The organism is Ureibacillus endophyticus (genome assembly GCF_003628435.1).
GTDB lineage: Bacteria > Bacillota > Bacilli > Bacillales_A > Planococcaceae > Ureibacillus > Ureibacillus endophyticus.
This window is the reverse complement of sequence record NZ_RBZN01000034.1, coordinates 11820-33134: the sequence shown is the minus strand read 5'-3', so window position 1 is coordinate 33134 and position 21315 is coordinate 11820. Positions and strand designations below refer to the sequence as shown.

The window sequence follows — 21315 nt, the reverse complement described above, 5'->3', positions numbered from 1 at the left end:
TAGTTTTGTGTGTGGTAACCTCAACTAACACCAAAATCCAGGGGGTGGCAAGTTTTTTTGCGTAAAAGACTATAAAACCAACGATTATTAGCGATTTATATATATAAGTTTTGACAATACGTTCTATAGATAGGGAGGGGAATAAATGCAGTATAAGAAAAGATTTAAAATGCTATTTGCGTTCTTACTTGCTTTAACTTTAATTATTCCAGTTACAGTAAGTGCTGATGAATTGGAAAGTAACGAAGATTTACAGTTAAATTATTTAGCCTTAGGAGATTCACTGGCAGCCGGAATTAATGAAAAAGGTGAACTAGCGAAAGGATATGCAGATTATTTTGCTCTTTCACTAAAAGAAGTTGAGGGGTTAAAAAGCTATAATAAAGGCTTTGCAGTCCCAGGTTATAAAACTACAGATTTATTAAATGACTTGAAAAACAATGTTTCAAAATCAGTTATTAATTTAGAAGGTATACAAAAGGAAGAGATTGATATTGTAACTGCTGTAAAAGAAGCAGATATCATTACAATTAGTATTGGTGCAAATGACGTACTATCATTTGTAAAACCAGATCAAGAAGGCAAAATTAATATTGACATGGCAGCTGTAACTGCTGGTATTAAAGCATCAGGTGAAAATTACCATGCGATTTTAACTAATTTAAAACAACTGAATCCGGATGTTGAGATTTTTGTAATGGGTTACTATAATCCATTCCCGACGTTAGAAAACTATAAACAACAGTTATCATTATTAGTTAAAACATTAGATGGTGCTGTTAAACAAATAGCTACAGCTAACGGAGCACACTTTGTTGATGTTGCATCAGCAATTGCAGCAGATGAGGCGAAATATCTTCCAAATCCGGAAAATATTCATTTGAGTGCTGAAGGTTATCAAGTTGTTGCAGATCGATTCTTTGAAGCGTTATTATCTTTAGCTGAAGAAGAAGTGATATTAACAGATATCGAAGGGCACTGGGCAGAACAATATATAAAAGATGTTGTTGCAGCTGGTATTATGGCTGGCTATGAAGACAGTACTTTTAAACCAGATCAAGCTCTTACTCGTGTTGAGACGGTTTCAACGATTATCCGTAGCTTAGAATTACCGGATGTTTTGGACATGCCATTCGCTGATGTTGGAGATTATCCACATGAAATTAAAATGGATGTAGCAAAGGCTGCGAGTATCGGTTTAGTTAAAGGGTATAATGGCTATTTAAAACCTGAAGATAAAGTGACGCGTGCACAATTTGCATTAATGGTATCTCGTGCATATACAGCTGTTTCAGGACAAGCTTATGTACCTGAAAAGAAAGCGCCATATTCGGACATCGCGAAATTAGACGCTGAGACACAAAATGCTATTGCTCTTTTACATGAGCTTGGTTTCAATCAAGAGAAAAATGGTAAGTTTAGTCCGTCAAAAGCAGTTACACGAGCTGAAGCTGCAACAGTGATTTGGACATTTTTATCATTAGCTGAAAATTAATTGTAATGCAAGGATGTCCATCACTCCCATTGTAACTCGCTTCGCTTACGTCACAGATAAATTGTGACGAGGATAGTGGGAATTTATTTCAACTACCACAGGAGCATTACTTTACATGAAAAGAAGGTTGTCCAGTAAAGTTCTACTTACTGGACAATTTTTTAATTTAAGCACAAAAAAACAAGTTGCAAATTATGACGGGGATCATAATTGCAACTTGTTTTTAAAAGGGATGTATGTCACTAGGACATATATTTTATAGCAAATTGGGGAATCTGCAACTTACGGCTATGCCTTCGTTGCATTTAATTTGCTAGGGGATACATTAATAATATGGACATGTTTTTCAAATTTTATATCAATAATTTGAAAAAAGTTTACTCTTTCCATTTCAATCCTTCAAAGAAATGATAAATTTCTTCGAAGACTAATTCTTTCTCTTGGTCAAGAGTTAAAATATGTCCTGAGTTAATAAAGCTTTTTACTGATTTAATACGTGATTTGACAGAGTTATAAATAAGGTCTGCACTTTCGCAGTAATATTCGTCATCACGTAGACCACGTAAAATGTGGACTGGAGTTTGAATTGTTTGTAATTTAGCACTTGTATCATTAATGATACCTTGCAAGTAAGATAATTTAGGCATTACATATTTTTTTGCAATTTCTTGTGGTTGATCTTCTTGCTCATTAAAAGTACCAGATAACTTTTTATATTTAATCGTATAATCGATAATTCGCTCTTGTAAACTGTCAGTATTTTTCGCTAATGCAGGTGCACTCATCGCGACAATAGCTTTTGTAGGACGTTCTTCACCTAATCTTAATGAGAAAATACCACCTAGTGAAACTCCTGCAACAGCAATCTCATCAAAACCTTTATTACGAAGGTAATCATAACCTTCTAATACACTATTCCACCATTCAATTGGATCTGTTTCAATTAAATCTTTTGGGTCTCCACCATGACCTTTATATAATGGTGCATGAACTGTATAGTTGCGTTCAGATAAAAATCTACCTAATCGTTTAACATCGTTCGTATTTCCTGTAAAACCATGAAGTAAAAGAACGGCGCGGTTACCTTTCTCAATTGTAAATGGTTTTGGCGGAATGATTTTCATTTTATATTGACTCCTTCTCACTATTATAATTGTGACAAACTTTCTAAAAATTTAAAATATATATTGTTTTTTAAAAGGAAATTTGGTATGCAAAACTGATATTTAAGCTTATTATAGTGTTAACTATACATGAGTACAATTTATTGTTTTTATCGATATCATTACAAAAAGTTATCAATTGAAGAGAGAGGTAATTGTAATAATGGAAATCCAAGCACTGGAATATTTTAAAGTCGTTGCAGAGTTGCAACATATGACTCAAGCAGCTGAGGAATTGAATATTTCACAACCTGCGTTAAGTAAATCAATTTCAAATATAGAAGCAAAAATTGGAGTGCCTCTCTTTGATCGGCAAGGACGTTCAATTTTCCTAAATCGATATGGCAAAATATTCCTTGAAAGTGTTGACGTCATACTTAATGAGTTTGAAAAAGCACAAGAAGAGATTGGTGGCCTAGTGTTGCCTGGGTATGGGGAAGTATCTCTTGGATTTATTCATAGTTTAGGTATGGAAGTGGTCCCTGAACTGATGGCAAAAGTTCCAAAAAAATATCCCAACATGAGATTTTCTTTAACACAAGCGTCTTCTTATAATTTATTGAAGGGATTAGAAGAAGGCAGTATTGATTTATGTTTATCACAACGAATTGAATCAAAAAATATGAGAATTGAATGGATTGAATTATGGAGTGAAGAATTATTTGTAATTGTTCCAAAAAATCATCGTTTTGCATCGAAGGAATCAATTAGACTTGAGGAAATTAAAGATGAGCCTTTTATTTCTATTAAAAAGGGAAATGCTCTTCGTCAAATTGTTGATAGCTTTTTAAAGCAAGTTGGGATAACAACGAATACAAAGTTTGCAGGAGAAGAAATGCATACAGTTGCTGGATTCGTTGGTGCTGGTTTAGGGGTTTCGTTGATTCCTAGTATAAAAGGTATAAATGAATATAACGTTTGTAAAATCCGTGTAAGCGACCCAATCTGCGAAAGAAAAATCGGTGTTTCTTGGGCAGGGCATCGTTACCTATCTCCTGTAGCAAATCAATTTATCGATTATTTAGTAGAAAATTTTAAAGAGAAATAACAATGTTTTGAACTATTTAATCAAAAAGGTGTAGATAACTTTGCGCAATGAGAATAATGAATTTATACAATTATTATATGAACATATTGAATTGTTTAATGAAAATGAGATAGAAGAGGCTATTAAACTCTATGACCTTGCAGTAAACGCGGATAGTGAAGCGATGATTGAGATCGCTCATATTTACCGTTTATGGGGGGATTTTAATGCTGCAGTAATTTGGTATAAAGAAGCTTCTAAGTTAGGTAATCAGAATGCTAACTATGAATTGGCAAACTGTTACTTTGAAGGTCTAGGTGTAGAAGAGGATTATGAAGAAGCTTTTCGCCTCTATAAAGAAGCGGCTGAAAATGGTCATGCTGATGCAGCTAATAATTTAGCGGATATGTATCTGAATGGTGAAGGTGTACCAGTTAACGAAAAGGAAGCATTGTATTGGTTTGAAAAAGCAGCAGAGCAAAATGTAGTGGAAGCCATGTTTACACTAGGAATTATGTATGAACAAGGTATAGGAATTCCATTAAACCAACAAAAAGCCTTTCAATATTATTTGAAATCTGCAGAAGGTGGATATGATGATGCTCAATATCGGGTAGGTACAATTTATTTAGATGGGATATTAGGACAAGAGAAAAATATCTCCCTTGCTCTTGAATGGTTTCAGAACGCTGCTGCATCTCAACATATTGACTCAATTTATAACTTAGGATTCTTATATGAAAATGGCATTGGGGTTTCTAGAAATGGGAAAAAAGCGCTTTATTATTATAAACGAGCCGCCCTTCTTGGGGACTCCCAAGCTAAACTGAATATTGCTAAAATTTATGAATATGGAATTGATGTACCCAAGGATTTAAAAGAGGCAGCGAAGTGGAGAAAATCTGCAATGGCTCAAATGGATTTTACAGAGTAATTATTTTAATTTTTTACAGAGTGCAACAAAGTCAAATTCGGCTTTGTCGACACTCTGTTTTTATTTTTTTATTTACAAATTTTAGGAGAATTTTATACTATAATATCATTCGAAGGTGATATATTCCAAAAAAGTGGCATATATAATTAGGACTTAGGTTTATTGTACAAAAGTATTAGGTATATATGAATAGTAATTATTGGAGGGGAAGCAAGGAATGTTCTTTAAGAAACACGAAAAATCAGCTCGGATCAGTTTAGATAATATTATCGTCGAATTAGATGTTTCATATAAACCTAAATACAAAAAACAAGTTAAAATGATCAATTTAACGGAACAAGATTTGAAATATTTAGTGGTATTAAAACCTTATATTGAAAAAGATATTTATGAAATTGTTGATCAATTTTATGATGCGCTCTATGTGGAAGATTATTTGATTAAAATAATTAATGAAAATAGCTCAATGGACAGATTAAAAATTACTCTTAGAAAACATCTAATAGAGCTATTTGAAGGGAAAATAGATAGAAGTTATCTAGAAAAACGGAAACGGATTGCGCAAGTCCACGTACGGATTGGTTTAAAAACAAAATGGTATATAGCTGCATTTCAGAATTTATTAGTCACCTTTATAGATATCATTGAAAAAAATATAAGCAATCCAACTGATCAAATGAATTTAATTCGAGCTGTATCAAAGATTTGCAATCTTGAACAACAACTTGTTTTAGAAGAATATGAAAATGCTATAGAACAATTGAAGGCAGATATTGATAATCAAAAGCAACAAATCAGTCAATCGATTATTCAATCTGCTGCAAGTTTAGCTGCAATTTCTGAGCAAACAAACGTTACTTTTAATCAAATCAATGATCAATCTGAGGAAATCACAAATACTGCATTGAAAACAGCAGAGTTATCGAATTTAACTGAAGTCAAAGCGGCTGATGGTAAGATAAAAATTCAACATCAACATGAGAATATGTTAAACATTCGAGATACTGTTGATGACATATCTTCAAACATTGAGAAACTATTGAAGGTTTCAGATGAAATGGAAAAGATAATTAGTATCGTAACAACGATAGCAGACCAAACGAATCTACTATCTCTTAATGCTTCAATTGAGGCAGCGAGAGCAGGAGAGCATGGTAGAGGATTTAGTGTAGTTGCAGCAGAGGTTAGAAAGTTAGCGGATCAAACGAAGGACTCGACACTATCAGTAGAAATGCTCTTAAAGAGTAACAAAGAGCATACAACGAATCTTGCAGAATCATTAAAACGAATACAAGAGGAAGTTCAGTGTGGAGAAAAAAGTATGAATGATACAGAGGAGCAGTTTTCACAAATATTAACGGTCATGCAAGAGTCTAAAGTTCATAATGAGATAATTAAACATGAAATACACCATTTACACAGTGTGATTAGTGAGTTGTGCATGACCTTTGAGGAAGTAACGAGCTCAGCAGATAATTTGGCATTGATTGCAAAGGATTTAAATTAGATATATCGAGAGCTGTGTTAAAAGTGCAAATGACTTTTAACACAGCTTTTCTTTGTAAAGGATATAGTGCTTCTGCTGTCATCGGATTGAGATGCAAGCATACTCGTCTCCTAATAATGTGCTCCTGCGGTGGTCGCATTAGAAATGCCACCATCTTCTTCTCAAACAATGTGTTTCTACTGTAGTTGCATTAAGATATCAGCTTCCTTGGACAAATTTGTGCTCCTGCGGTGGTCGCAATAAATTGCCACCATCCTCTTCTCCAAAAATGTGCTCCTGCGGTGGTCGCATCAAGATGCCACCATCCTCTTCTTCGAAAATGTGCTCCTGCGGTGGTCGCAATAAATTGCCACCATCCTCGTCGCAAAGGAGGCGTCTCAAAATTTTTTTCAGACGCCTCCTTTCTTGACTTAATATTGTAAAACACCTAGCAGTTACTTTTGTTGAAAAACGTTTATACTATAGTTACGGAGATTGAATCGTGTAGGGAGTTGTAATGATGAAAACTGTAGTGGTTATCGGTGGCGGTATTACTGGATTATGTACTATGTATTATTTGAAGCGACAAGCAAAAGAAAATGACATGGCGATTCGCTTAATATTAGCTGAGAAAAACCCTTATCTTGGAGGGAAAATGCATACCGTTTACGAGCAAGGGTTTATTATGGAAACGGGTGCAGATTCTATGGTGGCACGCCATCCAAGTGTGCTTAAACTGGTGAAAGAGCTTGATTTTGAATCTGAACTTGTTTATAACGAGACAGGGATATCGTACATACATACGAATAATGAACTCCATGCCATTCCTGCAGGATCGACTTTTGGAATTCCGATGAGTGTGGAGTCATTAAATTCAAGTACATTAATTTCTGAAGAAGGTAAAAAAAGAGTTTTACAGGACTTTGAATTGCCAAATACAAAGTTTACTAAGGAAAATTCAATTGGCGAATTTTTAGAGTATTTTTTAGGTAAAGAAATTGTTGAAAAGCAAATTGCCCCTGTATTAGCAGGTGTATATTCAGGAGATTTATATCAATTATCTCTAGCTTCTACCTTACCGTACTTAGTAGATTATAAAAATGAATATGGCAGCATTATTAAAGGGTTCGAAGTAAATAGAGAACAATTTGATAAAGCAGCGAATAAAAAATTTGTTTCCTTTAAAAAAGGTCTATCATCTTTAATTAATCGACTAGAAGAGATGCTACCAGAAGTAGAATTTTATAAAAATACAGCAACTACAGAAGTAACGAAAAATAGTAACGGATATAACGTAACTTTTGACAATGGCGAATCGATTCAAACGGATGTTGTTGTATTAGCCGTGCCAAATAACGTTGTTCGTAACCTATTAAAAGACAAACAGCTAGAATCTGATTTAGAGAAATTTACAAATGGGTCTGCAATCACGATGTATTTAGGATTCGATATACCGGATGCCGTGCTACCAGCAGATGGAACAGGGTTTATCGTTTCACATAACAGTGATTTAGTTTGTAATGCTTCTACTTGGACAAGTCGCAAATGGAAACATACTTCGGAAAATGGAAATTTATTAGTACGCTTATTCTATAAAAGTAATAATCCTAAATACGAAGAACTTGTGGCAATGACAGATGAAGAATTAACGAAGGTTGCTCTTGAAGATATACGGCTAAGTTTGAACATTGAAGAAAAACCTGTTGTTGTAAATATTGAAAAGTGGATTAACGCAATGCCGAAATATGATTTAGCCCATAATGAAACATTGCAGGTAGTATTAGACAAATTAGATTCTCAATATCCAAACCTCTTTGTTGCAGGTTGTTCTTATTTTGGTGTAGGTATAGGTGCTTGTATTGAAAATGGTAAAAATACTGCAGAAAAAGCGATAAAAGCATTGAAATAATAGATTATTTCGTATATTCGTTTAATTCTATTGACTAAAGTGGAATTTAAAGATATGATTCAATTTAATATACAATTTCATATCACTTATCAAGAGAAGTCGAGGGACTGGCCCGATGAAGCTTCAGCAACCAACGTAACGTAAGGTGCTAAATCCAGCAGGCGTTATGCCGAAAGATAAGGAGGAACTATTAAGATAATCGAGCCTTCTTTCTAACGAAGAAGGCTTTTTATTGTTATAGAAATGACAGAAAATTTTTGAAAGTATGTTTTTTTGGGGAGATGAAAAAATGGGTCTACTTGAAGCATTAAAATCCAAAGTGTTAACGGCAGATGGTGCGATGGGAACTTTATTATATTCTTATGGCCTTGAACATTGCCATGAGGAGATGAACCTCGTAAAGCCTGAACTGATTGAAAAAATTCATAGTGAATATATTTTAGCTGGTGCAGATGTTATTCAAACAAATACATATGGTGCAAACGCGATAAAGTTAGCGCGGTATGGACTTGAATCCAAAGTTGTTGAAATCAATGAAGCAGCTGCTAAATTAGCGAAAAAGGCTGCATCAAGTGGTAATCAATTTGTTATTGGATCCATTGGTGGAATTCGTGGTGTACGAAAAAGCGAAGTAACACTAGATGAAATTTTAGATGCGATTCGTGTACAAGCAGAAACATTAATTCGTGCAGATTTAGATGGACTGTTACTTGAAACATACTTTGATTTTGAAGAACTAACTAAAACATTAAAAATGTTACGCAATATGACGGATCTACCAATTATTGCTCAAGTATCGATGCATGAACCGGGTGTCTTACAAAATGGCTTGAAATTAAACGATGCTTTACAACAGCTTGAAAGCCTAGGTGCTGATGTTGTTGGTGTGAACTGTCGATTAGGCCCTCATCATACAATCCAAGCATTAGAGGGGGTAGAACTACCTCAGAATGCCTTTTTATCGGCTTATCCGAATGCATCCCTTCTAGATATCGAAGAAGGCCGTGTTATTTACGAATCGGAAATTGATTATTTTGCACGTGCAGCTGTTCAGTTACGTAACCAAGGAGTTCGTTTAATAGGTGGATGTTGCGGAACGACACCAAAACATATTGAAGCGGTTAAAAAGCAATTAGCACAATTAAAACCATTGACAGAAAAACGAACAGTACAACAACCGGAAATATATATCCAAGATGCAGAGCCTACTAGAGTGGAACCTTTACACGAAAAAGTTAAACGTGAGCGTTCTGTCATTGTTGAATTAGATACACCAAGACATTTAGAAATTGATTCATTTGTCGAGGGTGCCAAAGCCCTTTATAACGAAGGTGCAGACATTATTATGATGGCGGACAATTCCCTTGCGTCTCCACGTATTAGTAACGTTGCGATGGGTTCAATTTTAAAATTACAACATGGTATTCGTGTAATGCCTCACCTTACATGTCGTGACCGCAACTTAATTGGTCTGCAATCCCACTTAATGGGACTAAGTGCTTTAGGAATGAACGATATTTTAGCTATTACAGGAGATCCAACAAAAATAGGTGACTTCCCAGGTGCTACTAGTGTTTATGATGTGTCTTCCATGGAACTCATTTCATTAATTAAACAATTAAATGAAGGAATTTCCTTCTCAGGGAAAGCACTTCGTAAAAAGGCGAATTTCTCGGTAGCAGCTGCCTTTAATCCAAATGTACGTGTATTAGATCGTGCTGTAAGTCGTCTTGAGAAAAAAATCGAACATGGTGCGGATTATTTCATCTCCCAACCAGTTTATTCTGCAGAAAAAATTGTAGAGATTTACGAAGCAACGAAACATTTAGAAGCTCCAATTTATATTGGAATTATGACGTTAACATCTTTCCGAAGCGCTGAATTTTTACATCATGAAGTACCAGGAATTAAATTATCCGATGAAGTACTAGCAAGAATGAAAGCGTGCGAAGGGGATAAAGAGCGCGAAGCACAAGAAGGCGTAGCGATTGCAAAAGAATTACTAGATACAGCAACAAAATACTTTAACGGTATATATTTAATTACACCGTTTTTACGTTACGATTTAACACTACAATTAATGCAATATATCAAACAACTTGATGAGCAGAACGAAGGAGTAGAAGCAAATGCATAACCATCCAATCGAGGAACAGTTAAAAAATAGAATATTAATTATCGATGGGGCAATGGGAACAATGCTTCAACGAGAAAATTTAACTGCTGAAGATTTTGGTGGGGAAGAACTTGAAGGATGTAATGAAAATCTTGTTTTGACTCGACCAGATGTTGTTGAAAACATTCACCGTGCTTACTTAAAAGCTGGTGCAGATATTATTTGTACAAATACGTTTGGTGGTACACCTCTTGTATTAAACGAATACGGATTAGGATATAAAGCAGAAGAAATTAATAAACGTGCTGTTGAACTAGCTTTATCAGCTGTTAACGAACACTCAACTGAAGAATGGCCACGCTTTGTAGCAGGTGCAATTGGTCCAACAACGAAGACTTTATCTGTTACTGGTGGAATCACGTTTGATGAGTTAACAGAAAACTTTTACGTACAAGCAAAGGCATTAGTAGAAGCTGGAGCACATTTAATTTTACTTGAAACAAGTCAAGATATGTTAAATGTAAAGGCTGCTACTCTTGGTGTAAATCGTGCCTTTGAAGAAACCGGTAAAACATTACCAATTATGGTTTCAGCAACAATCGAGCCAATGGGAACAACGTTAGCTGGACAAACAATTGAAGCATTCTATATTTCAATTGAACATATAAAACCATTATCAATTGGACTTAACTGTGCAACAGGTCCGGAATTTATGACGGACCATATTCGTTCATTATCAGATTTATCTACAAGTTATATTAGTTGTTATCCGAATGCTGGATTACCAGATGAAGAGGGACATTATCACGAAACACCTGAATCTTTATCTATTAAATTGCGCGGTTTTGCAGAAAAAGGTTGGTTAAATATCGTTGGTGGATGTTGCGGTACAACACCAGAACATATCCAAGCGATTCGTGAAGCAGTAGAAGGATACAAACCAAGACAAGCACCAAATGAAACACATGGTCATGTAGTATCAGGTATTGACCCACTTTTATATGATGATTCTATGCGCCCATTGTTTATTGGTGAACGTACAAACGTTATTGGTTCACGTAAATTTAAACAGCTAATTATTGATGGGAAATTTGAAGAAGCTGCAGAAATTGCTCGTGCCCAAGTAAAAAATGGGGCTCACGTTATTGATATTTGTTTAGCAAACCCAGATCGTGATGAGCTTGAAGATATGCGCAATTTTATGCAAGAAGTTGTGAAGAAAGTAAAAGTGCCTTTAGTAATTGACTCAACAGACGAGAAAGTTATTGAAGAAGCATTGAAGTATTCACAAGGGAAAGCAATTATTAACTCTATTAACCTAGAAGATGGTGAAGAGCGCTTTGATGCTGTAATGCCTATCGTGAAAAAATACGGTGCTTCTGTTGTTGTGGGAACAATCGATGAAGAAGGTATGGGTGTTACAAGAGAGAAGAAATTGCAAATTGCGGAACGTTCTTATCAATTGTTAACGGAAAAATGGGGTCTAGCACCAGAAGATATTATTTTCGACCCGCTTGTTTTCCCTGTAGGTACTGGAGATGAGCAATATATCGGTGCTGCAGAAGAAACGATTGAAGGTATCCGTTTAATTAAAGAAAAATTCCCAAGAAGCTTAACGGTACTTGGTGTAAGTAACGTATCATTCGGTTTACCTCCTGTTGGACGAGAAGTGTTAAATGCAGTGTTCTTATATCACTGTACGCAAGCTGGCCTGGACTATGCGATTGTAAACACAGAGAAGTTGGAGCGTTATGCATCCATTCCGGAAGAAGAAATTAAATTAGCAAATGATTTAATTTTTAATACAAATGATGAAACGTTAGCTGTTTTTACTGATTTTTATCGTGATAAGAAAAAGGAAAAGACTGTTGCTAACATTCCTGATACAGTTGAAGAACGTTTAGCGTATTACATTGTAGAAGGTACAAAAGAAGGTTTAATTCCTGACTTAGAAGAAGCACGTAAAATTTTTGATACACCTTTAGATATCATTAACGGACCATTGATGGATGGAATGTCTGAAGTAGGGCGTCTGTTCAATGATAATCAATTAATCGTTGCGGAAGTTTTACAAAGTGCCGGGGTAATGAAAGCGGCAGTTGCCCATCTTGAACAGTACATGGAGAAAAACGAAGAATCTTCAGGTAAAGGGAAAATCGTTCTTGCCACTGTAAAAGGTGACGTGCATGATATCGGTAAAAACCTTGTAGATATCATTTTAAGCAATAATGGCTATAAAGTGGTGGACCTTGGTATTAAGGTAACGCCAGCACAATTAATCGAAGCGATTCGAAAAGAAAAGCCAGACTTTGTTGGTCTTTCAGGTTTACTTGTAAAATCTGCTCAACAAATGGTATTAACTGCACAAGACTTCAAAGAAGCGAATATAGATGTTCCAATTTTAGTTGGTGGAGCGGCGTTATCGAAACGTTTTACAGAGACCAAAATTGCTGCTGAGTATGACGGTCCTGTTATTTATTCAAAAGACGCAATGCAAGGGTTAGAACATGCGAACCGTTTAATGGATAATAATGAACGTGAGGCTTTCCTTCAAGAGCTTCGTGAATCAAGAGAAAAACGTTTGCTTGCCGATGAAAAACGTGCTGCCCGTCCTGTGAAAGAAGGGGCAGAAAAACCGGTTAGAACTGTTAAAGATGCACCAGTATATGTACCAAAAGATTTAGTACAACATATTAAACGTAACTACTCTGTTGCTCATTTACACCCATATGTAAATATGCGTACATTAATTGGACATCACCTTGGTTTAAAAGGAAATGTTGAAAAGTTATTAGCAGATAACGATCAACGTGCAACTGAATTATATAATCTTGTAAATGAATTTTTAACGTCTGATTTATTAACACCATCTGGAATGTATCAATTCTTCCCAGCTCAAGCTGATGGCGATGATGTAGTAATTTACAGTCCAGAAGATAGTAAAACAGAAATTGAACGTTTCCATTTCCCTCGCCAAAAAGAGGCGCCATATTTATGTCTATCGGATTTCTTAAAGCCGGTTGATAGTGGTCAAATGGATTATGTAGCACTAATGGTTGTGACAGCAGGTAAAGGTGTGAAGGAAGTTGCCGAACAGTTTAAGGAAGATGGTAAGTTCTTGGAAAGTCATGCACTACTTGCAACAGCACTTGAGCTTGCGGAAGGTTTTGCAGAACGTATCCATCAAGAAATCCGGGATGTATGGGGCTTCCCAGATGCAACGGATTTCACAATGCGTGAACGTTTTGCAGCGAAATACCAAGGTCAACGTTTCTCATTTGGATACCCAGCTTGTCCAAACTTAGAAGATCAAGAAAAGCTATTTAAATTATTAAAACCAGAACAAATCGGTGTGCAATTAACGGAAGGCTTTATGATGGAACCAGAAGCAAGTGTTTCTGCTATCGTATTTGCTCATCCAGATGCACGATACTTTAACGTATAATCGTGAATGCCTCGAAAGAATTGTTTCTTTCGGGGTTTTTTTGTGTCGATTTTCTTATCTGCGGTAATGAGAGACAAAACTAGCATGAAAAATAAACGGAGTGACCTTCAAAAGCGTGAATAAGGTCAAACCATGCAAGAAAGTTAATGGAAGTGACCTTCATAGCCATAATTAATCTCAATTCAGAGTACTTACTGTGGATAGTATTTAAAATTTACAAAGAAATTATGGTGAAAAATTATCGTATAAATAATTTTTTGAAACCCAGCCAAAAAATGAAACTAAGTGTTTATTAGAATATCTACAATGAAACTTGCTATCCTAAATTATGTCGTGAATAGCTTTCCAATCATAGAATTTCCAGTTTGTCATATGACATTTGTAATGAAATTAATGTGATGTTTGCTTCTACATGTCACATTGCCTTTTCTTTATGATTAGTTTAGATAGTTAAGAAAGAAGGTTATTACTTTGACAATGACAGATGCAGAAAAAACGAAGAAGTTGCGCAAAGACGTGGCACCGTTTGCAAAATCTGAATTAAAAACGAGTATTTTTCAAATTTTCAACACCATCGTACCGTTACTTGTTATTTGGGCAGCAGGATATTATTTATTACAATTTTCACCTTGGCTTACAGTAGCGTGTAGTGTACTGGCTTCCGGCTTTGTCGTACGTACGTTTATTATTTTCCATGACTGCACACACGGTTCATTTTTCAAAAGTAAAAAAGCCAATGACATTGTAGGAAACATTACAGGTATATTAACTTCTTTCCCATACCAAAAATGGAAACGTGAACACACAATACATCATGCAACAAGTTCTAACTTAGACAAACGCGGAATTGGCGATATTGATATGTTAACAGTGGATGAGTACTTAGAAAAATCTAAGCTTGCTCGTTTTGGTTATCGATTATATCGTAACCCACTCGTTATGTTTGGATTAGGTCCTCTATATATGGTATTAGTATTAAATCGATTTAATCGTAAAGATGCTAAACAAAAAGAACGTTTAAACACTTATTTCACAAATATCGCTTTACTAGTGATTTGTGTGACATTAATTTTAATATTCGGTTGGCAAACATTTTTATTAGTTCATGGCATCACATTATTTATCGCAGGAGCTCTTGGAATCTGGTTATTCTACATTCAGCATACTTATGAAGATTCATATTTCGAATATGATACTGAATGGGATTATGTAAAAGCGGCAGTCGAAGGTAGTTCTTATTATAAATTGCCAAAGATTTTACAATGGATTACTGGTAACATTGGTTTCCACCATGTCCATCATTTAGCACCAAGAGTACCAAACTATAAATTAGAAGAAGCACATGAATCAATTGAACCGCTACAAAGAGCTACGACAATTACATTAAAAACAAGTGTAGAGTCAATTCGATATAAACTATATGATCCAGATCGTAAAAAGTTTGTTTCGTTTAAAGAAGTAGATGCATTAGTTAAAATTAGAGAAAAATCAATAAGAGCGAAAGCGAAAAACATGAAAGCCATCTCTAAATAAGAGATGGTTTTTCTATAGCTTGAGATGTTTGTTATAATATATTAGAAAATTTATGAATTCAGCGAGGAAAACCATGCAAAGTTGGTATACAATTTTACCGAAAAATCCGTGGGTTAGTATTTATGTTTGGATTATTTTTTGTATTATGCCCTTTTATTTTATCATTCGATCATTTTCCTTTGTTCAAATTACAATCGGAATAGTCTTGATATTACTGTATTTCTTATCTCATCGCTTTTCTTTTAAATCACAAAATGGCCTTGTCTATATGTGGGTTAGTTTTGAAATGGTATTAAATATTGCCATGACCTTAATGTTTGGCTATATTTATTTGTCATTATTTACCGCATTCTTTATTGGCAATATTCGAAATACTGTTGGATTCTTTATCATGTATGGATTGCATATTGGATTTACTGTTGTATCGATTGTTGCCGGTTATTTTATTGATTTACATTTGTTTCTATCGCAAACGCCTTTTATTATCATTACGGTAATTGGAGTTGTACTACTTCCATTTACTTTATACAGCCGAAATAAAAGAGAAAATTTAGAAGGCGAACTTGAAAATGCTAAGGAGCGCATTGAGGAACTGATTATTCATGAGGAACGCCAACGAATCGCGAGAGACCTTCATGATACATTAGGTCAAAAGCTATCGATGATTGGATTAAAGAGTGATTTAGCAAGTCGTTTAGTGACAAAAAATCCTGAACAAGCGTTACAAGAAATTAAAGATATTCGTCAAACGGCGAGCATAGCATTAAAAGAAGTTCGTGAACTTGTCGCGGATATGCGTGCTGTCAAATTGCAAGAAGAGATTATTAGAGTTGAACAAATATTAAAGGCTGCTCAAATTGACCTTGAAGTAAGTGGAGATGCATCAGATTTAAACATCCCTGTATTAATTGAAAATGTTCTAAGTATGTGCTTAAAAGAAGCCATCACGAATGTTGTAAAGCATAGTGGAGCAAAAAAATGTAAAATTTCGATTAAAAGAACTTATAACGAAATTTCCATTTGCATTATAGATGACGGCAAAGGATTTAATGATAAACTAAATATTACAGGAAATGGATTAAAAGGGATGCAGGAACGTTTGGAATTTATTAACGGCTCACTTAAAATTGAAAGTAAGAAAGGTTCGAAGCTTCATATTAGTGTACCGCTAGCCATTACACACCAGAAAGGAAATGAGTGAAATGATACGAATTGTCATTGCTGAAGACCAAGGCATGTTACTTGGTGCAATGAAATCACTTCTTAATATGGAAGAAGATATGGAAGTGGTAGGACTTGCAAAAAACGGTGAAGAAGCAGTTCAATTAGTCAAAGAACATCAGCCTGATATATGTATAATGGATATTGAAATGCCTGTAAAAACGGGCTTAGATGCAGCTGAAGAATTACATGAAGAAACTGATTGTAAAGTGATTATCTTAACAACTTTTGCAAGACCAGGATATTTTGAACGTGCACGAAAAGCGGGGGTGCGCGGTTATCTATTAAAGGATAGCCCGATTGAAGAACTTGTGAATTCTATTCGGGTTATAATGGATGGACGACGTATTTATGCACCGGAATTAGTAGATTTTGTTTATGAAGATGATAGCGAAAATCCATTAACAGAACGAGAAAGCCAAGTGTTAGAACTTGTTGCTGAAGGAAAAACAACGAAAGAAATTGCCGCAGAGTTATTTTTATCTGCAGGTACAGTGCGAAATTATATCTCTACTATTTTAGATAAATTAGGCGTAGGCAATCGAATCGAAGCGATTTCTAGGTTTAAGGAAAAGGGTTGGAATAAATAAAATGGATGGCGAGGAGCCATCCATTTTTATTTATTTCTTTTTAGTTAATCGTCCTAAAATAAATGCTGCTGCAGCAACGCCTAGTACTGTATTTGTTTTCTTCGTAAATACTTGTTTTGTCACAAGGTTTAAGTTTTGTGGACGTTCTGCTAAGCGACGCATGAAGTAACCGTACCAGTCGCTACCAAATGGAACGTACGTACAGAAGTTGTAGCCTTCTTTTGCAAGTTCAAGTTGCATTTCTTTACGGAATCCATAAAGCATTTGGAACTCAAATTTATCATTTGGAATGTTATGGTCTTTTACAAATTGTTTTACATGATTAATGATGTTATGGTCATGTGTTGCAATTGATGTAAATTTACCATGTAGTAAGTGATACTCAATTAGATCGATAAAGTTTAAGTCGATATCGTGCTTATCTTGGTAAGCTACATCTGCTGGTTCTTTATAAGCACCTTTTACGATACGTAAACGGTAGTTTTTATATTTTTCAATATTTTCTTTTGCATTGAAGAAATATGCTTGAATTACTGTACCAACATTATCGTATTTTAATGAAAGTTGATCTAATAAATCAAATGACGGTTGAAGGCGTGCATAGTTCTCCATATCAATATTAATGTGCATATTATATCGAGCTGCTAATGCAACAATTTCTTCTAAGTTGTCATAGCAGAAATCATAATCAATATCTAAACCTAATTGAGAAGGTTTAAGGGAAATATGAGCATCCACGTCATTTTCATGAATTGCTTCAATTACTTCAAGAATTTGATCTTTCGCTTTAATCGCTTCAGATTTTTCGTAAACGAATTCTCCAAGATTGTCTACAGTACAAGAGATTCCTTGTGCGTTTAATTCTTTAATACTTTGAATTACTTCAGGAATATTTGTACCAGCTACTACACTTTGGGCACCAAGTCTAAGACCATACTTCTGAGCTGCGCTGTTTAAAAGTTGATTTTCGGATAAGTTATAGAAGAAATCTCTTAATATTGGCATAATAGGTACCTCATTTCTTTTTTTAAGTTAAACTTATTATAACATACGTGAAATTGCTAGAAGTGAATTGCAAATACTTTAAATATTACGATTTTTTCTCTATTATACATTTTTAATTATTTGCATACGTTCATTAAATAATGTAGGATAACTTAAAAATCCAACGATTATACTTGAAAGAGCAGCAGTTGTTAATAATCCAAAAATGATTAGGATTTGGAATTGGACTGCTTGGACGGGATCGGCACCTCCTATTATTTGACCACTCATCATACCAGGTAGTTGAACAAGCCCAATTGTTTTTTGACTCTCAATGGTTGGAATCATACTCGCTTTAATGGCATTTGTTAATTGAGTATGAATTGCTTGTTTGGGTGTACCTCCAAGAGAGAGAACTAGCTCGATTTGATCGCGGCTACTTTCAACTTCTGCAGTAAATCGATTTAAAAATAATATCGATAACACCATAGAATTCCCAATAAGCATGCCACTAATAGGAATAATGTACTGAGCTGTAGCTGGTATTATATGAAGACCAATTAAAATTCCTTGTGTCACAACTTCTACTACGATTAGCGTAAGTGCAATCTTCCATGTGATTCCTTTGATAGCTTTCCCTTTTTTTCTAGCATTTAACGTTGCTGCAACAATCATTAATGTAATCATTAACAAAATATAAATAATGCTTTCGGTTTCAAATACAAATTTTAATATATACCCAACGATTAATAATTGAATAATGGATCGGACCGTTGCTATAATCGTATCTTTTTCAAGATCTAATTTAAGCGATTTTGATAAGACTAATGGGATAAGGACAAAAATTAGGGTTAAAGATAATGTTGTATAACTCATGCTTCTGTTACTCCGGAGACAAAATTTTGAATCAGTTTATTTGTGTTCGTCCATAAAATATTTGTCTCTCCACTTTCTATTAATTGCCCCTCCATCATAACCCATGTATAATCTCCAACTCGTTTCGCTTGTTCAATATTGTGGGTAATCCAAATGATTGTTACATCATATTTTTGATTAATTTTTAATATAAGTTGTTCAATTTCATTTACAGAAGTAGGATCGAGTGCAGAGGTAATTTCATCTAATAATAAAACTTCCGGTTGATTGATTAAGGTGCGCGCAATGGAAACCTTTTGACGCTGACCACCAGACAAATCCTCTGCTTGTCTATGTAAAAAAGATTCATTGAGGCCAACATCATTTAAAAACTTTATGGCTTCATTCTCTGGAAGCTTTTTATTTTGTAATGTGAAAGGTAATGCTAAATTTTTGTAGACTGTGCCTCTTATGATAGGTGCACTTTGTAAAACAATTCCAACCTTCCTACGAAGTGTAGTCGGTTCATATGAATGAATTGGATTGTCTTGAATATAGATTTCACCTGAAGTAGCTGAATAGAGACCATTACATAATTTAAGTAATGTTGTTTTCCCAGCTCCTGAAGGCCCGACAAGAGTAGTAATTTTCCCTTTATTAAATACTCCATTAATATTATTTAAAATTGACAGCTCATCTTTTTCATAACATACATTTTCAAATTTTATAGCTGGTATCATGAAATTCTCCTAAACTAAAGTATATCTTTATTATAACGATTTCGCTTAAATCTATAAATTTATTAGAATGGAGACATCATAAAAAAAGCTAACTCATGAAATGGAACAAGAGTTAGCAACAACTTACTTCTAGTCTTAAAAGGGGGAGAAGACTAGTGTAATGTATTTTTCCCCTGTAGACAGAAAACTATACATAAGACTACCTTATCAGTTAAATTTTGTAATTATAAATCAACTAATAATGGAACTATACACAATATTTAAAGTGTTTAAACAATACCTGAATTTAGTAAATAGTGTATACTATGACTAATTATGAAACTGGAAGAAGGGGCAAAAATGAAATCGAATTATGCTGATGATAGCTTGACTCTACACACTGATTTATACCAAATAAATATGGCAGAAAGCTATTGGGCTGACGGTATTCATGAACGAAAAGCCGTTTTTGAATTATATTTTAGAAAGCTTCCATTTGGAAATGGATATGCCATATTTGCAGGGTTAGAGCGAATTTTAGAATATTTACGTGATTTCAGTTTTTCACAATCGGATATTACTTATTTAACTGAAAATCTAGGATATAAAGAGGACTTTATTGAGTATTTACGAAATTTAAAATTTACTGGTTCAGTCTATTCAATGGTTGAAGGAGAACTGGTTTTTGCAAATGAACCTATTCTAAGAGTGGAGGCACCACTTGTAGAAGCTCAATTAATTGAAACGGCCTTATTAAATATTGTCAATTATCAAACGTTAATTGCTACGAAAGCAAGTAGAATAAAGCAAATTACTAAAAATGATGGTTTAGCAGAGTTTGGAGCACGTCGAGCGCAAGAGATGGATGCGGCAATTTGGGGAGCACGTGCAGCGGTTATTGGAGGATTTGATTCAACTTCTAATGTACGTGCAGGTAAGATTTTCGATATTCCTGTATCCGGAACACATGCACACTCTTTAGTACAAGCTTATAAAGATGAATATGAAGCTTTTCATTCTTATGCAAAACGTCATAAAGACTGTGTATTTTTAGTAGATACTTATAACACATTAAAATCCGGCGTTCCTAATGCCATCCGAGTAGCAAAAGAATTAGGAGACAAAATTAATTTTATCGGCATTAGATTAGATAGTGGGGATATAGCGTTTTTATCAAAAGAAGCAAGAAGAATGCTAGATGAAGCTGGATTCCCAAATGCAAAAATTATCGTATCAAACGATTTGGATGAATATACAATACTTAACTTAATTGCCCAAGGTGCAAAGGTGGATTCATGGGGAATTGGGACAAAATTAATTACTGCCTATGATCAACCTGCATTAGGTGCTGTATATAAATTAGTATCGATTGAAAATGAACATGGAGAAATGGAAGATACGATTAAAATTACAGGGAATGCTGAGAAGGTTTCAACTCCTGGATTGAAGAAAGTATATCGCATTATTAATCGCGAGAATGGGAAAGCAGAAGGCGATTATATCGTGATGGCTGATGAAAATCCGCAAGAGGAAAAGCGCCTTAAAATGTTCCATCCAGTTCACACATTTATCTCAAAGTTTGTTACTAATTTTGAAGCAAAAGAATTGCATCAAAAAGTAATAGATAAAGGTCAAATTGTATATGAAAGCCCATCTGTACTGGAAATGAAACAGTATGCAACTGACAATCTGGAACTTTTATGGGAAGAATATAAACGTTCACTAAACCCTGAAGAATACCCAGTAGATTTAAGTCAAAAATGTTGGGATAACAAAATGCGTAATATTGAAGAAGTAAGAAACATGGTGCACAATATCGAGTTCGGTGAGGAGTGATT

16 protein-coding genes and 1 riboswitch are annotated in these 21315 nt (G+C 34.7%); of the genes, 11 read left to right on the top strand and 5 right to left on the bottom strand.

Annotated features, from left to right (window positions below):
• The first annotated feature begins 145 nt into the window (after positions 1–145).
• Entirely contained in the window at positions 146–1495 is a 1350-nt protein-coding gene (locus D8M03_RS12650) for an S-layer homology domain-containing protein (RefSeq protein ID WP_121215179.1), read from the top strand.
• A 377-nt stretch (positions 1496–1872) separates the two neighbouring features.
• On the opposite strand, the gene D8M03_RS12645 is transcribed toward D8M03_RS12650, so the two are convergent.
• On the bottom strand, positions 1873–2619 hold the full coding sequence (locus D8M03_RS12645; RefSeq protein ID WP_121215177.1) for an alpha/beta hydrolase: 747 nt from the start codon (positions 2617–2619) through the stop codon (positions 1873–1875).
• 202 nt (positions 2620–2821) lie between these two features.
• Here D8M03_RS12645 and D8M03_RS12640 point away from each other — a divergent pair, with 202 nt between their 5' ends.
• From D8M03_RS12640 to D8M03_RS12630, 3 genes are all read left to right on the top strand, one after another.
• Complete coding sequence (locus D8M03_RS12640; RefSeq protein ID WP_121215176.1) at positions 2822–3706, top strand: LysR family transcriptional regulator; 885 nt, start codon at positions 2822–2824, stop codon at positions 3704–3706.
• 40 nt (positions 3707–3746) lie between these two features.
• Positions 3747–4619 carry a tetratricopeptide repeat protein gene (locus tag D8M03_RS12635; protein ID WP_121215175.1) on the top strand — a complete coding sequence of 291 codons (873 nt, stop codon included), beginning with the start codon at positions 3747–3749 and terminating at the stop codon, positions 4617–4619.
• Positions 4620–4836: 217 nt separating this feature from the next.
• A complete protein-coding gene (locus D8M03_RS12630) occupies positions 4837–6126 on the top strand; it encodes a globin-coupled sensor protein (protein WP_121215174.1) in 1290 nt (429 codons plus the stop codon).
• Positions 6127–6324: 198 nt separating this feature from the next.
• On the opposite strand, the gene D8M03_RS17760 is transcribed toward D8M03_RS12630, so the two are convergent.
• On the bottom strand, positions 6325–6468 hold the full coding sequence (locus D8M03_RS17760; RefSeq protein WP_170148447.1) for a hypothetical protein: 144 nt from the start codon (positions 6466–6468) through the stop codon (positions 6325–6327).
• Between the two features lie 157 nt (positions 6469–6625).
• On the opposite strand from D8M03_RS17760, the gene hemG reads away from it, so the two are divergent.
• From hemG to D8M03_RS12595, 6 genes are all read left to right on the top strand, one after another.
• Positions 6626–8014, top strand: coding sequence for a protoporphyrinogen oxidase (hemG, locus tag D8M03_RS12620; protein ID WP_121215171.1), 1389 nt, complete (start codon positions 6626–6628; stop codon positions 8012–8014).
• 83 nt (positions 8015–8097) lie between these two features.
• A riboswitch (SAM riboswitch) is annotated at positions 8098–8197 on the top strand.
• A 106-nt stretch (positions 8198–8303) separates the two neighbouring features.
• On the top strand, positions 8304–10151 hold the full coding sequence (locus D8M03_RS12615) for a bifunctional homocysteine S-methyltransferase/methylenetetrahydrofolate reductase (RefSeq protein WP_121215170.1): 1848 nt from the start codon (positions 8304–8306) through the stop codon (positions 10149–10151).
• Positions 10144–13575, top strand: a complete 3432-nt coding sequence (metH, locus tag D8M03_RS12610; protein ID WP_121215169.1) for a methionine synthase — start codon at positions 10144–10146, stop codon at positions 13573–13575. Before D8M03_RS12615 ends, metH begins: the two co-directional genes overlap by 8 nt.
• 477 nt (positions 13576–14052) lie before the next feature.
• Positions 14053–15108, top strand: coding sequence for a Delta(5) desaturase DesA (gene desA, locus D8M03_RS12605; RefSeq protein WP_211330921.1), 1056 nt, complete (start codon positions 14053–14055; stop codon positions 15106–15108).
• A gap of 73 nt (positions 15109–15181) precedes the next feature.
• The gene (locus D8M03_RS12600) at positions 15182–16309 is read left to right on the top strand and encodes a sensor histidine kinase (protein WP_121215166.1); all 1128 of its coding nucleotides are present in this window, start codon (positions 15182–15184) and stop codon (positions 16307–16309) included.
• A 1-nt stretch (position 16310) separates the two neighbouring features.
• On the top strand, positions 16311–16919 hold the full coding sequence (locus D8M03_RS12595) for a response regulator transcription factor (RefSeq protein WP_121215165.1): 609 nt from the start codon (positions 16311–16313) through the stop codon (positions 16917–16919).
• Positions 16920–16949: 30 nt separating this feature from the next.
• Here D8M03_RS12595 and D8M03_RS12590 read toward each other — a convergent pair whose 3' ends face one another.
• The 3 genes from D8M03_RS12590 to D8M03_RS12580 form a co-directional block, all read right to left on the bottom strand.
• Positions 16950–17924: a proline dehydrogenase family protein gene (locus tag D8M03_RS12590; protein ID WP_121215163.1), complete on the bottom strand. Its 975-nt coding sequence runs from the start codon at positions 17922–17924 to the stop codon at positions 16950–16952.
• A gap of 102 nt (positions 17925–18026) precedes the next feature.
• Complete coding sequence (locus D8M03_RS12585) at positions 18027–18779, bottom strand: ABC transporter permease (RefSeq protein WP_121215162.1); 753 nt, start codon at positions 18777–18779, stop codon at positions 18027–18029.
• Positions 18776–19498 (bottom strand): ABC transporter ATP-binding protein, encoded by a 723-nt coding sequence (locus D8M03_RS12580; protein ID WP_121215161.1) that lies wholly within the window; start codon positions 19496–19498, stop codon positions 18776–18778. The genes D8M03_RS12585 and D8M03_RS12580 overlap by 4 nt, the downstream gene beginning before the upstream one ends.
• A 339-nt stretch (positions 19499–19837) precedes the next feature.
• Between D8M03_RS12580 and D8M03_RS12575 the strand changes: the two genes are divergently transcribed.
• Complete coding sequence (locus D8M03_RS12575; protein ID WP_121215160.1) at positions 19838–21313, top strand: nicotinate phosphoribosyltransferase; 1476 nt, start codon at positions 19838–19840, stop codon at positions 21311–21313.
• The last annotated feature ends 2 nt before the right edge of the window (positions 21314–21315 follow it).